This window comes from Haloechinothrix salitolerans (assembly GCF_042662605.1).
GTDB classification, from domain to species: Bacteria; Actinomycetota; Actinomycetes; order Mycobacteriales; family Pseudonocardiaceae; genus Haloechinothrix_A; species Haloechinothrix_A salitolerans.
In genome coordinates this window covers 6,229,951-6,244,114 of sequence record NZ_JBHSXX010000001.1, presented here as the reverse complement: position 1 = coordinate 6,244,114, position 14,164 = coordinate 6,229,951, and the positions used below count along the sequence as shown (strand labels likewise).

Genomic DNA, 14,164 nt, shown 5'->3' with positions numbered 1-14,164 from the left:
CGAGTTGAAGAGGGGTCTTTCGGTGAGCACGGTGCAATTCAAGCGGGCGCCACGCATGCAGGCGCCGCGTACGCCGGGCGGCGAAGTGCACCTGGAACCGCCACCGGAGATCCCACGGAACATCCCGGGCAGCATCGTGCAGAAGCTGCTTCCGGTCGTGATGATCGTCGCGATGCTGGGGATGGTCGCGTTCATGTTCACGGCCATGAAGTCCAATGGCGGTGGGTTCAGCAACCCGATGTTTCTGATGATGCCGCTGATGATGATGGTCTCCATGGTCGGCATGCTCGCCGGTGGCGGCAGGGGTGGCGGCCAGAAGAAGGCCGAGATGAACGAGGACCGCAAGGACTACCTGCGCTACCTCGGGCAGATGCGCGAGCGTGCTCGCGAGGCGATGGTCGAGCAGCACGCCGCGTTGGAGTGGGTGCATCCCGATCCGCGCACGTTGTTGTCGATCGCGACGAGTCGCAGGATGTGGGAGCGGCGCGCCAGCGACAAGGACTTCCTGCACCTGCGCGTCGGCAAGAGTTCGCACCGGCTCGCGACCAGGCTGGTCCCACCGCAGACCGGCCCGATCGAGGAACTCGAACCGATCTCCACCCTCGCGCTGCGACGTTTCACGCGTGCCAACTCGCTCGTCCGCGACCTGCCGACACAGATTTCGGTACGTGGTTTCGCGGCGATCAGCCTCAGTGGCGAGCGAGACAAATGCCGGGCGTTCACCCGGGCGATGATCGCCCAGCTGGTTACTCTGCACAGTCCGGAAGACGTCTTGGTTGCCGTCGCCAGCGCCGGTCGCGCCAAGCAGCAGTGGGAGTGGGCGAAGTGGCTGCCGCACGCGCAGCACCCGACGATCACCGACGGCATCGGCCAGCTGCGCATGATGTCCGGCTCGCTGCAGCAGATCGAGGAATGGCTCGCCGACGAACTCGGTCCGCGTCCACGGTTCCAGCGCAAGGCCCCCTACAGCGATGGCCCGCACATCGTGATCATCCTTGATGAGGCCGACATCACCAAGGAAGAGCGGTTGATCCTCGAAGAGGGCATCGCCGGTGTCACGATGATCGATGTCTCCGGTTCGCTCGGCAAGCTCGCCGCGCGCCGTGGTCTGCGCATGGTCGTCGGTGACACCCAGCTTGGCGCGCAGAACGCTGGCGGCACCGAGTGGTTTGGCAGCCCCGACGAACTCAGCCTTGTCGAGATGGAAGCGCTCGCCCGCCGGATCTCGCCGTACCGGATGGGCACCAGCGCCGGTGGCGATGAGGAAGAGGAGTCACCGCTACTGTCCAACCCGGACATGCTCGAACTGCTCGGTATTCCGGGCGATCCGATGACGTTCGACGTCCAGCAGGCGTGGCGACCCCGTCCGATCAGGGACCGATACCGGGTGCCGTTCGGCGTCGGTGAGCACGGCCAGCCGGTGTCGCTGGACATCAAGGAGGCCGCGGCGGAAGGCATGGGGCCGCACGGACTCTGCATCGGTGCCACCGGTTCTGGTAAGTCGGAGTTCCTGCGCACCGTGGTGCTGGCGATGATGGCCACGCACTCGTCGACGTCGCTGAACTTCGTGCTGGTCGACTTCAAGGGCGGCGCGACGTTCCTCGGGCTCGACCGTGCCCCGCACGTCTCCGCCGTCATCACTAACCTGGCGGACGAGGTCACGCTGGTCGACCGCATGAAGGACGCGCTAGCCGGTGAGATGAACCGGCGGCAGGAAGCGCTGAAGGACGGCGGCAACTTCAAGAATGCCTGGGAGTACCAGAAAGCCTGGGAGAACGGCGCCGACCTCGACCCGATGCCCGCGCTGTTCATCGTTGTCGATGAGTTCACCGAGCTGCTGACCGCGAAACCCGACTTCATCGACCTGTTCGTCGCGATCGGACGTCTTGGCCGGTCGCTTCAGATGCACATGCTGCTCGCCACGCAGCGGCTTGAGGAAGGCAAACTGCGGGGGCTCGATTCGCACCTTTCGTACCGGATCGGCCTCAAGACGTTCTCCGCCGCCGAGTCGCGCGCGGTGATCGGCGTGCCGGACGCGTTCGAGCTGCCGTCCAGGCCTGGTGGCGGCTATCTCAAGTACGACACCTCGACGCTGGAGCGGTTCCAGGCGCTGTACGTGTCAGGTCCTTACCGGCCGTCCGGCGTCAAGCCAGCTGGTCCGAAGACCACGGTGGTCAGTGCGGACAAGCGGCCCAAGCTGTTCGTGCCGGACTACATCGACCCGCCGCCGGAGCCGGCGCCCGAGCCCGAGCCGGAACCGGAGCCCAAGAAGGAAGAGGAGAAGTCCGAGGGCGACGAGCCGACCGTGCTCGACACCATCGTGGACCGGCTGGTCGGCCAGGGCCCGCCCGCTCATGAGGTGTGGCTGCCGCCGCTCAACGAGCCCAACTCGCTGGACACGCTGCTGCCGAACCTCAACCCCACCGAGGAGCGCGGGCTCTCGCCGGTCGGGTTCTTCGGCAACGGCAAGCTCCAGGTTCCGATCGGTATCGTCGACCGGCCGTACGAGCAGCGCAGGGATCCACTCTGGGCCGACTTCTCCGGTGGTGCCGGTCACGGCGCCGTCGTCGGCGGCCCGCAGTCCGGTAAGTCGATGATGCTGCGGACCATCGCGATGTCGCTGGCGCTCACGCACACCCCGGAGGAGTTCCAGTTCTTCGGCGTCGACCTCGGCGGTGGTTCGCTCGCGTCCCTGGGGCGGCTGCCGCACTGCGGTGGCGTCGCGGTCGCCCGTCGCGAGCCGGACAAGGCGCGCCGCGTCGTCGCGGAGCTGACCACGCTGATCACCGAGCGGGAGCGGCGGTTCGGTGAGCTGTCCGTCGACTCGATGGCCGACTTCCGCACCATGAAGCGACAGGGTCGCATCACCCGCGAGCAGGACCCGTTCGGTGACGTCTTCCTGTTCGTCGACGGCTGGAAGGCGCTGCGGGACGACTTCGAGGAGTTGGAAGGACCGATCACGAAGCTCGCCACGCAGGGCCTCGGCTTCGGCGTCCACGTCGTCATCGCGAACAACCGTTGGGCCGACATCCGACCGGCGATCAAGGACATGCTCGGCACCCGGTTCGAGTTGCGGCTCGGTGACCCGAGCGAGTCCGACATCGACCGCCGCGTCGCGGTGAACGTGCCAGGTGGACGGCCTGGTCGCGGCTTGACCAACGACAAGTTGCACTTCCTCGCCGGGCTGCCGCGGATCGACGGCTCCAGCGACGACGAAACCGTCGGTGACGGCGTCGCCGACGCGATCAAGCGCGTCAACGATGCCTGGAGCGGCCCGCACGCGCCCTCGGTGCGGTTGCTACCGGACCTGGTGCGCTACGACGAGATGCTGGCGCAAGACAACTACCGCGACTCGAGGCTCGTGCCGATCGGGCTCAACGAGGACGAGCTCGCCCCTGTCTACCTCGACTTCGACGCCGACCCGCACTTCCTCGCGTTCGCGGACGGGGAGTCGGGCAAGACGAACCTGCTGCGGCAGATCCTCAAAGGGATCACGCAGCGATACACCCCGAAGGAAGCGCTGGTCATCCTGGTCGACTTCCGACGGACGCTGCTCGGCTTCATCGAGGGCGACCAGCTGCTCGGCTACGCTGTCTCCAGCAACCAGCTCGGCGGCATGGTCTCCGATGTCGTCGCCTCGATGGAGAAGCGCCTACCTGGCCCGGACGTCACGCAGGAGCAGCTCAAGAACCGCTCCTGGTGGAAGGGGCCAGAGCTGTTCGTCGTCGTCGACGACTACGACCTCGTCGTCACGCAGAGCGGCAACCCGCTGCAGCCGATCGCGCCGTTCCTCGCCCAAGCCAAGGACGTCGGCCTGCACATGGTCGTCGCGCGGCGTACCGGTGGCGCGAGCAGGGCGATGTTCGACCCGATCATCGGCAAGCTGAAGGAGATCGCGGCGCCGGGCCTCGTCATGAGCGGGTCTCGCGACGAAGGGCAGTTGCTCGGTAACGTGCGGCCGTCGCCGATGCCGCCTGGTCGAGGCACCATGGTCAGCCGCAAGGTCGGTAAGCAGCTGATGCAGGTTTCGTGGATTGACCCTGAATGAGCGGCGTGCGGACCTTGCGGGTCGCCGTCGACTTCGGGACGTCGAGTACCTGCGTCGCGGTATCCCCACGGGGTGACGATCCGCAGGTGGTCGTCATCGACGGGCAGCCGCTGTTGCGGTCGGCGGTGTATGCCGCGCCGGATGGCACGCTGTTCGTCGGGCAGGAAGCCGAACGACAGGCGGCGGTCGACCCCTCACGGTACGAGCCGCATCCGAAGCGCCGGGTGGACGAGGGCGAGTTGCTGCTCGGTACCCAGGTGTTGCCGGTACGGGAAGCGTTTCGGGCTGTCCTGAGCAGGGCGGTGTCCGAAGCACGGCGGTTCGCCGGTGGTGCCGAGGTCGGGTTGCTTGTGCTGACGCATCCCGCTGACTGGGGCGTGGTCCGGACGCGAACATTGCGACAGGCCGCCGCCGGGCTCGCTCAGGAGGTGACGCTGCTACCCGAGCCGGTGGCGGCAGCGGTCTTCCATACCTCGACGTTCGCCAGGAACGAGAGCGGCGATGGCGCTGGGACGCCGACCGCGCTCGCGGTGCTCGACCTCGGTGGCGGCACCGTCGATGTCAGTGTGGTGCGTGGTGACGGTGACGAGGCCGCCGGTGGGTTCCGGGTGCTGGCCACCAAGGGCGATCCCGGCTTCGGTGGCGCGGACGTCGACCAGGCGCTGCTCGAGTTCATCGGGTCGCGGGTAGCCGAGGAGAACAAGGACGCCTGGCGCGCGCTGATGGAGGGCCGCGAGCTGGCGGACCGGCGGCGCCGCAGGGTGCTGCGGCAGGACGTACGCGGCGCGAAGGAGACGCTGTCGCGGCACGCATACACCGACGTGCCGATGCCGCAGCCGTTCGCCGACGCGCACGTGACACGGCAGGACCTGGAAGGGCTTATCGCGGAGCCGTTGGGCCGGGTGGTGGCGCTGACGGCGGCGGCGATCAACGACGCGGGACTGCGCCCCAACGAGCTGGGCGGCATCTTCCTCGTCGGCGGGTCGAGCCGGATCCCGATGGTCGGCAGGCTGGTGCACGAGCAGCTGGGTGTCGTGCCGACGACGCTGGACCAGCCCGAGACCGTCGTCGCGCGCGGGGCGATGTTCTCGGTGTTGGCTGGGCAGCGACAGGGTCGGCAGGCCATCGGACACGCGGCTCCGCCGCCGTCGGCATCGCGGGCATACGCGCCACCTCCGGCACCGCCGCATACCGGGTCATCGTGGCAGTCGTATCACCAGCAGCGGGGGTATCACCAGTCAGGACCGGTCGGGGGTGGGCCGCACCCGGCACGGCCTGGCCAACCGCACCCGGCCGGTCGAAAGCGACGGGTGCTGCCGTGGGTGCTTGGCGTGTCACTGATGGTGGTGGTCGGGCTGGTCGCCGCTGTCGCGTTGTGGCCGACGTCCTCGCGGCGGGAACCGCCGTCGGATGCGATGGTCACGCGGTTCAGCTTCCAGTTCGATCATCCGAGAGACTGGGAGCAGACCGACGTCATCCGCGAGGAAAATCGGGTAGTGGTGCGCCCGTCCAGCGCGCCAGACGGCACCGACCTGATTTCGGTACAGCAATTTCGGCTCAGGTATGACTTCGAGGACGAACGCGAGCGATTCCTCAGCGAACTGCGAACCGGGTTGCGGGAAACGGGACGCGATTACGAAGGGTTTGACGCGGATTTCGTGTTCGTTGGCCGTTCCGTCATTCATTACACCGAGCAGGCCGATGACAGCACCGTGGAATGGTTCGTCGTTGGCGCCGATCGGGTTCAAGTCAGCATTGGATGTCGCTGGACTCCGTCGGGTAAGGACACGGTGGAGTCGGCGTGCGAAGAGGTCGTGCGGACGCTGCGGATCGTCGACTCGGGCACATCAACACCGCGTGGGTGACCCACAGCCGGTTCTTCACGACCGCGAACGCCCCGAAGAATCCCACGGTGAGACCGGGCGAAACCGCAGCTCAGCATGGTCGCCTGACTTTTGCCACGTTCGGCAGACCGTGACGAGCGCGAGCCGTTGACCTGCGGTTTTGCCTTGGTTGCTGGGCTGATTTGCGCACTAAATGGGGTCGTAGAGTGGCCGGGTGGCGTATGTGCGCACGGTGAAGACGGCTTCGGGGGCGACGGCGGTGCAGATCGTGCACTCGTCGCGGCGGGGGTCGCGCGATATCGAGCACGTTGGTTCGGCGCACGACGACGCCGAGGTGGAGCTGTTGAAGGCTGCGGCGCGGCAGCGGCTGGCTGCTGGTCAGGGCGAGCTCGAACTCGGTCTCGAGTCCGCTGGCCAGGCAGGTGGGAGGGCTGGTGGGCCGTTGCCGATCCGATCGTCGCGGATGGGGCACCTGTGGGATGCGCTCTCGCGGGCGTATGACGCGCTGGGCTTCGATGCCGCGGCCGAGGGTGACGAGGTGTTCCGGGGTCTGGTGTTGGCGCGGATCATCGAGCCGACCAGCAAGTTGGACTCGCTGCGGGTTCTCGACGAGGTTGGGGTGCAGGCGCCGTCGTATCGGACGGTGAACCGTCGCCTGCCGGTGTTCGCCGCCGATGCGTGGCGGGAGCGGCTGGCGGCGGTGTGTGCCGCCCATGCCGGGCTCGGGCCGGCGAGCCTGGTGCTCTACGACGTTTCCACGTTGTACTTCGAGGCGGATGCCGGTGACGGATTCCGCGAGCCGGGGTTTTCGAAGGAGCGGCGGTTGGAACCGCAGATCACGATCGGGCTGCTCACCGACGCGACCGGGTTTCCGTTGATGGTCAACGCGTTCGAGGGCAACAAGGCCGAGACCGCCACCATGCTGCCGTCGATCCAGGCGTTCATGGCCGCGCACCGGCTGACCGACGTCACGATCGTGGCCGACGCGGGAATGATCTCCGACGCGAACAAGCGTGACATCGAAAAGGCTGGGTTGTCGTTCATCCTCGGCATGCGCATCCCCGACGTTCCCTATGTGGTGGCCGAGTGGCGCCAGAAGCATCCCAACACGGCGATCGCCGACGGGCAGATCTTCACCCAGCCCTGGCCCGCCGGGCACACCGACAACCGCCGCGACCAGGTGATCCACTACCAATACAAGCACGATCGGGCCCGCCGGACGCTGCGCGGCATCGACGAGCAGATCGCCAAAGCCGAGAAAGCCGTCGCCGGAAAGGTAGCGGTCAAGCGCAACCGGTTCCTCCAGCTCACCGGCGCCACCAAGACCGTCAACCGCGACCTCGAGGCCAAAGCCCGCGCCCTGGCTGGCCTGAAGGGCTATGTCACCAACCTCGAGGGCGCGACCGCGGAGTTCGTCATCGGCGCCTACCACCAGCTGTTCCAGATTGAAAAGTCGTTTCGAATGTCCAAACACGACCTCCAGGCCCGGCCGATCTATGCCCGCAAACGCGACTCCATCGAGGCCCACCTGACCATCGTCTTCGCCGCCCTCGCCGTGTCTCGCTGGATCGAAGACGCCACCGGCTGGTCGATCAAAAAGTTCGTCCGCACCGCCCGCCGCTACCGAACCGTCGAGATCCAGGCAGGCGAACAGACCATCACAGCCGCCGACCCACTACCCGACGACCTCCAACACGCGCTCGACGCCATCAACACGGTCAGCCAGCCTACGCACTAACTTGGCAAAACTCGGGACCGCGAACGCCCCGAAGAATCCCACGGTGAGACCGGGCGAAACCGCAGCTCAGCATGGTCGCGAGCGCCGAAAGCGGCGGTCGTCTCGAACCCGTTTCCGCGTGGCGGCGTTCACGCCTGCAACTACTTCGAAGGTCCGCGAGACAGGGTGGAACCAACCATGGCAAGGTCATCGTCGTAATCCGCGTACGAACGCAATGACGTACGACGACGCACCAACGAAGGGGGTTAATCCCACATGAGTGGTTTTACCGGTGAGGTTGCCGAATTTACTCGGGTTCACCAGGGGCTGACGGGTGTTAACAGCGAACTGAACTCGACGTTCAAGAGCCTGCAGGGAAACATGGAGCAGGCGCTCGCGTCTTGGAAGGGCCCTGCCGCGGAATCATTCCGGAGGCTCATGGAGCGTTTCAACGAGAACGCCATCAAGCTGAACGACTCGCTGCAGGGCATTTCGGATCTCCTCCAGCAGGCGGGCAGCAAGTACGAGGCGCAGGAAGAGGAAGCCTCGCAGACCTTCAGTGGCGGCGGCTTCGCCGCGCTGGACGGCTGAGGCGTACCCACCCCAATCCATCCACGGCTAACGCAGGCATTCACAGGGAGATCTGACCATGATTGAAGTTAATTACGCCGCGCTCGAGCAGTGCGCCGACGACGTCAACAAGGCTCAGCAGCAGATGACCGGCTCGCTGGAGCAGGTCGAGCAGGACGTGAAGCGGCTGTGCTCCACCTGGACCGGTCAGGCGCAGGAGGCCTACCTGGTGCAGCAGAAGAAGTACGACGAGGCGCAGGCCGAGCTGATCAAGATCCTCGCTTCGATCGAGACGGCGATCATGGACACCAAGACCCGCTACATGGAGGGTGACAAGGGCATCGCCAACAGCTTCGGTGGCTGAGCCCGGTGTCCTGATAGCGCCAACGCGGCGCGGACAGCTTCGCCACGGTGGCCCGGACGCGCGCGTCCGGGCCACCGTGCTGTGTGTATGCTCGTGCCTGTCGGGTTGCATCGCACCGTGTCGCCCGGTAAGGGACCCCGGTTCCGGTGCCAGTGAGGTCTCCGGGTATCTTGGTATGTCGTTGTGCGCTGTCGTGCGACTTTGCCAGGACGCGCGAGGCCCGCACCCCAGTACCCACAAGCCATGTCGATGATGAGGTAGTACCTTGCCTACGTACAGCCCGAAACCCGGCGACATCACGCGCGCCTGGCATGTGATCGACGCCGAGGGCGTTGTCCTCGGCCGCTTGGCCACAGAGGTCGCGACTCTGCTGCGCGGCAAGCACAAGGCGACGTTCGCGCCGCACGTGGACACCGGTGACTTCGTCATCATCGTCAACGCCGACAAGGTCGCACTGACCGGCAACAAGCGCGAGCAGAAGTTCGCCTACCGCCACAGTGGCTACCCCGGCGGTCTGCGCAAGCAGTCGTTCGGCGAACTGCTCGACCACAAGCCCGTCCGCGCCATCGAGAAGGTCGTCAAGGGCATGCTCCCCAAGACCAAGCTCGGCCGCGCGCAGGCGAAGAAGCTCAAGGTCTACGCGGGGCCTGACCACCCGCACGCCGCGCAGCAGCCGAAGCAGTACGAGATCGCCAAGAAGATCGCGCAGGTGAACGCACAGTGAGCGAGGAGCAGCCTGTGATGACCACAGAGACCGACGAGGCCACCGCGGCCGTGACGACGAGCGAGACCCCCGCCGCGGCGAAGCCGTCCCGCGCGGCCGGTGGCAGCGCCCACGCGATTGGCCGCCGTAAGCAGGCTGTCGTGCGGGTGCGGCTGCTTCCCGGCAGCGGCAAGTTCACCCTCAATGGCAAGAGCCTCGAGGACTACTTCCCGAACAAGGTGCACCAGCAACTCATCCGCGAGCCGCTTGAGCTGGTCGAGAAGCCCGAGTCGTTCGACATCAAGGGCAACCTCGTTGGCGGCGGCAGCTCCGGCCAGGCCGGAGCGCTGCGGCTCGCCATCGCGCGTGCCCTCGCCGAGATCGACTCCGAGGACCGTCCCGCGCTGAAGCGTGCCGGGTTCCTCACCCGTGACTCCAGGGCCAAGGAGCGCAAGAAGTACGGCCTCAAGAAGGCCCGCAAGGCCCCGCAGTACAGCAAGCGCTGATCGCGCCCACCGCGTTGTGCGAAGGCGCCCGCCCGGTATTCGGGTTGGGCGCCTTTCGCATGTGAGAGGCCGCCTGAACCGGGTCATGCCGCACTCGCTAGGTTGAAGCAATTCACCCGAAGGAGGTCCATCAATGGCACGGCTTTTCGGCACGGACGGGGTGCGGGGCCTGGCCAATGCCGAGCTCAGCCCCACGCTCGCCCTCTCGGTCGCCGCGAGTGCGGCACGTGTGCTCGCCGCGCACGACCGGTCGCACCGCCCGGTCGCCGTCGTCGGCAGAGATCCGCGAGCCAGCGGCGAGATGCTTGAGGCCGCTGTCGTCGCGGGGTTGACCTCGGCGGGCGCCGACGTGCTCCGTGTCGGGGTGCTGCCGACGCCCGCTGTGGCCTTCCTCGTCGCCGACACCAAGGCCGACGTCGGCGTGATGATCTCGGCGTCACATAACCCCATGCCGGACAACGGCATCAAGCTGTTCGCCAGCGGTGGCCACAAGCTGCCAGACGGCATCGAGGACGAGATCGAGTCCGCGCTTGACACACCCGGTACGGCGCCGACCGGCGCCGAGATCGGCAGGGTTACCGACGTCGACGACGCACTGGATCGCTACGTCGACCACCTGGTGCGGTCCACGCCGCAGCGGTTCGACGGGCTGCGGGTCGTCGTTGACTGCGCCAATGGTGCGGCATCGATGGCGGCACCGGAGGCTTATCGCAGGGCTGGCGCCGACGTGGTCGCGATCAACGCGGCCCCGGATGGCATCAACATCAACGACGGTTGCGGATCCACCCACATCGAGGGCTTGCAGACCGCCGTCGTCGAGCACAAGGCGGATCTCGGCGTGGCCCACGACGGCGACGCCGATCGCTGCCTCGCCGTGGACGCCGAGGGGCGGTTCGTCGACGGCGACCAGATCATGGCGATCCTGGCGCTCGCGATGTCCGAGGCCGGTGAGCTCGCCGACAACACCCTGGTCGCGACCGTGATGAGTAATCTCGGACTGCACCTAGCGATGCGTGAGCACGACGTGACATTGCGCACAACAGCGGTTGGCGATCGGTATGTGCTCGAGGAGCTGCGCGCGAGTGGGTACTCGCTCGGTGGCGAGCAGTCCGGGCATGTGGTGCTGCCCGGTTACGCCACCACCGGTGATGGACTGCTGACCGCGATGCGGCTGATGAGCAGGATGGCCGCCACTGGCAAGTCGCTGGCCTCCCTCGCCGGAGTGATGCGGCGGCTGCCGCAGGTGCTGGTCAACGTCCCTGTGGCCGATAAGGTGGCCGCCGCTGAGTCGAAGCAGGTGGCCGACGCCGTCGCCGACGTCGAGGCGGAACTGGGTGACACCGGGCGGGTGCTGCTGCGCCCGTCTGGCACGGAGCAGCTGATCCGGGTGATGGTCGAGGCTCCTGATGAGGACGTCGCTCAGGCCGCCGCCGATCGCCTCGCGGGCGTCGTCTCCGTCGCGTCCTAGCGCGCTTCAGGCTTGTTGATCAGCCTTGCTCCTTGAGTGACGAACTTTCGTCCGGTTTGTCGGATATTTTCGTCCTTGAGGGAGTAAGGTTGATCAACTGTGCCGGAGCAAACCTCGCAACCCACTGCGCCTGGTGGTGCCGGACCGGTAAGTTCGATGTGCTTTCGAGATGACATCGAGGATGTCGATGGCACCGATGGCGGTGCTCGCCCGTCATAGGCGGCAGGTGACAAGAAGACAGCGGCTTCGACAAGGGGGCAGCAGATGTCCGGCGACGTGAGCGCGGACCCGGGAAAGCTCAATGCGGTGGGTTCTGCGTACACCAGCGAAGGCAGTGAACTCGTGAGCGCGGCGTCGTCTGTCGAGACCGGGGTTGGCAGCGGCAACGTAGGCAAGGCTTGGTCGGACGTCGCGAAGCCCTACACGGACGCCATCGCGAAGTTCCGGGAGGCGATGATCTCCTACGGCGATCAGGCGACCGAGCTGGGCGGCAAACTGTCCGCCGCGGCAGACAGCTACGAGAGCGGTGAGAACGTCGGCGCCGCCACCTTCGCGAGAAAGGGCTGATCGTGTCGGAGGCACCTGATACCGCGATCCGGCAAGAAATAGAGGCAGGAAAACAGCTACTTGCCGCGAAAGAATGCTCCAGCTCCGATATCCTCATCGATGCGTGCCTTCCCGGATTGCGAATCTTCTCTGATTTCTATCCGTACTACGAGGACGCGAAAGCCGCTGTTGGTGCAGTTAGGCACGACGGTCCAGTCGTTCCGGAGTCAGGGAGTCTGGGGCCAAGCGGTAGCGGAAACTATCCTCATAGTGGCGAGGACCCCCAGTCATTGCGTCAAGGTTTGGACGAATTCAGGGGGATCGAGTTCGCGGCATTTCGTGCTGATGCTGAGATGCTGCGCGCGGCGTCTAAACGTGTTGACGAGGCCGCTGAGCGGATGCACGATTCATGGTCAAAAAACTTGGTTGATTGGTCCGGGGAGGCTGAAACCGCCGCGCGGCAACGTAAAACCCGCCTCGCTAGTGGGGCGGATACGCTGTCGCGGGCGCTCGAGTCCGCGCCGGATGCCATTGTCATGACCATAGATGACTTCGTTCAGGAGAACGTGGCCAGTTTCGCGTCGCTGGTACTTGATGAGTACGGCGACGGCATGATGGCTGGCCTTACGGTGCAAGACGTCGAGGGAGCGCTCACCGCGCTCCGTGAGCTTCCTGGAACAATCGAGGAGCTCGACAGGGCGATTGAGGATCTCAATAACAGAAGCATCCTTGAGCGAGCTCAAGACTGGGTACTTGAAAAGCTCGCGGGAGTAATAGAATCCGCACATCATAGTTCGCTCTTGGGTCTTGCCGCCAAGTTGGGACTGCGGCTGCACGATATAACTGACGAGAATGTTGTCGAAGAGCGTGACAAATATGTGCGGCTACTCGAATCGAGCAACACCAAGCTGGCCGAATTCGTTGCGGAGTATAAGGAACGGGCGAATGGCGTACACGCGCATGCCGCCGAACATGTTGCCGCGATCCAGCGAAGTTATGGTGAGCTGATCAAGACGTTGAACTCTGATCTCGCGGAGGATCCCTTCGCCATGGCGCCATCGGGCGAGCGGACACCTGGGTCGCCCGGCGCCGCTGGGGGTGGCGCTGTCGGAAGTGTTGGCGGCGGTGGCAGCACGCCCGCTGTCGGCGGTGGCAGCGGCCTCGGTGGCGGTGCCGTAGGCGGCGGTGGTTCCCTCGGCGGTGGGCCAGCCGGAGCGGGCTCCGTCGAACCGCCCTCGGTGACGCCGAGTGAGGCCGACGCGCGGCGGGCGATGAACCCGATCACCGGCAAGCCGCTGGAGGTAGACCCGGAGACAGGGCGTCCGTATCCGATCGACCCCAAAACCGGCGAAGCGATCACGGACGCCGAACCCGATGTCGACACGATGACGGTGCGTTCAGGCGACACCGAGATCGCCATCACCGAGCCGGACAGCACGGGTTCGATGGCGATCACGATCGACGACGGATCCGGCGCGGCTAAGCGGTACCAGCTCGACTTCAGCGCCGACGATGTCGTGTCGACCAGCGGCCCACAGCCGGTATCCACTGGGTTGGGACCGGTCGGTAGCGACGTCGTTAGTGGTGGACCACAAGGTGTCCACACGCCAGGTGACGACGGGGCGATCCGTGTTGAGGACGGCGATGTCACGATCATGGCCGAGCAGCCGCTCGGTTCGGATGGCGCCACCGTGGTCACGGTCAGCGACGGCGACGGTGACGAGCAGACGTACGTGCTCGGTGACGAGAAGGCGGTGGCCGAGTACAACCAGCGACGTGCCGAGGAGGAGATGCTGCTGGCGCACGACGTCGGTGCTCCGCCCGAACCGGGAGCGACCGTCCCGGCTGCCGATGGTGGCCTCAGCGTACAGCCGGCGTCGATCGGTGATGCCGTGACGGGATTCGCCGGAGCGGAACCCACCCCGGACCGCGATTCGGGGTTGCTCGACTCGATCTTCGGCGGCGATGCCGAGAACGGCGCCCCGGACGACATCGATGACGGCGCGTCGGTTGCTTTCCGGGACGGCACCGCGGCGGACTCGGAGGGCATCGGCGGATCGGACGTCCTCGGCGGCGAGGCCGCCCAGGACGACGACGGCACCTGGCCTGCGCCAGGCGGTGCTGGTGTCGGCGTGGCTCCCGGCGAGACACCCTCCGATGCGACGACGTCTAGTGAGGGTGGCGCGATGGGCGGTGCTCCCATGATGGGAGGCATGGGTGGCGCCGGGGTCGGAGCCACGGGTGGCGGCGATGAACAGCGCGGCGGGAGTGCGTTCCAGCTGGACGGTGGTGGCCTGTTCGAACCCGATGTCGCGGAGGGGCCGTTCGGTGTGGCCCGCATCAGTGGCAGCTTGGACGACGATGACTAGCCGGGTAATCGCGGTTGAGTGGGCCTGGT

The 14,164-nt window shown here is 66.2% G+C and carries 10 protein-coding genes; all 10 read left to right on the top strand.

The annotated features are described in order from the left end of the window. The first annotated feature begins 22 nt into the window (after positions 1-22). Positions 23-4,048, top strand: coding sequence for a type VII secretion protein EccCa (gene eccCa / locus ACFQGD_RS29805; protein ID WP_345402273.1), 4,026 nt, complete (start codon positions 23-25; stop codon positions 4,046-4,048). Next, complete coding sequence (locus tag ACFQGD_RS29800; RefSeq protein ID WP_345402276.1) at positions 4,045-5,913, top strand: type VII secretion-associated protein; 1,869 nt, start codon at positions 4,045-4,047, stop codon at positions 5,911-5,913. Before eccCa ends, ACFQGD_RS29800 begins: the two co-directional genes overlap by 4 nt. Positions 5,914-6,106: 193 nt before the next feature. Then, a complete protein-coding gene (locus ACFQGD_RS29795; protein WP_425557346.1) occupies positions 6,107-7,630 on the top strand; it encodes an IS1634 family transposase in 1,524 nt (507 codons plus the stop codon). Between the two features lie 255 nt (positions 7,631-7,885). After that, the gene (locus tag ACFQGD_RS29790) at positions 7,886-8,200 is read left to right on the top strand and encodes a WXG100 family type VII secretion target (protein WP_345404075.1); all 315 of its coding nucleotides are present in this window, start codon (positions 7,886-7,888) and stop codon (positions 8,198-8,200) included. A 58-nt stretch (positions 8,201-8,258) separates the two neighbouring features. Beyond that, positions 8,259-8,543, top strand: a complete 285-nt coding sequence (locus tag ACFQGD_RS29785; RefSeq protein ID WP_345404078.1) for a WXG100 family type VII secretion target — start codon at positions 8,259-8,261, stop codon at positions 8,541-8,543. Between the two features lie 265 nt (positions 8,544-8,808). Then, positions 8,809-9,267, top strand: coding sequence for a 50S ribosomal protein L13 (rplM, locus tag ACFQGD_RS29780; protein WP_345404081.1), 459 nt, complete (start codon positions 8,809-8,811; stop codon positions 9,265-9,267). Between the two features lie 17 nt (positions 9,268-9,284). Next, entirely contained in the window at positions 9,285-9,752 is a 468-nt protein-coding gene (gene rpsI / locus ACFQGD_RS29775; protein ID WP_345404084.1) for a 30S ribosomal protein S9, read from the top strand. 133 nt (positions 9,753-9,885) lie between these two features. Further along, positions 9,886-11,220, top strand: a complete 1,335-nt coding sequence (glmM, locus tag ACFQGD_RS29770) for a phosphoglucosamine mutase (RefSeq protein ID WP_345404087.1) — start codon at positions 9,886-9,888, stop codon at positions 11,218-11,220. Positions 11,221-11,484: 264 nt separating this feature from the next. Next, positions 11,485-11,787, top strand: a complete 303-nt coding sequence (locus ACFQGD_RS29765) for a type VII secretion target (RefSeq protein ID WP_345404090.1) — start codon at positions 11,485-11,487, stop codon at positions 11,785-11,787. A gap of 515 nt (positions 11,788-12,302) precedes the next feature. Continuing rightward, positions 12,303-14,135 carry a hypothetical protein gene (locus tag ACFQGD_RS29760; RefSeq protein WP_345404093.1) on the top strand — a complete coding sequence of 611 codons (1,833 nt, stop codon included), beginning with the start codon at positions 12,303-12,305 and terminating at the stop codon, positions 14,133-14,135. Positions 14,136-14,164 lie beyond the last annotated feature (29 nt).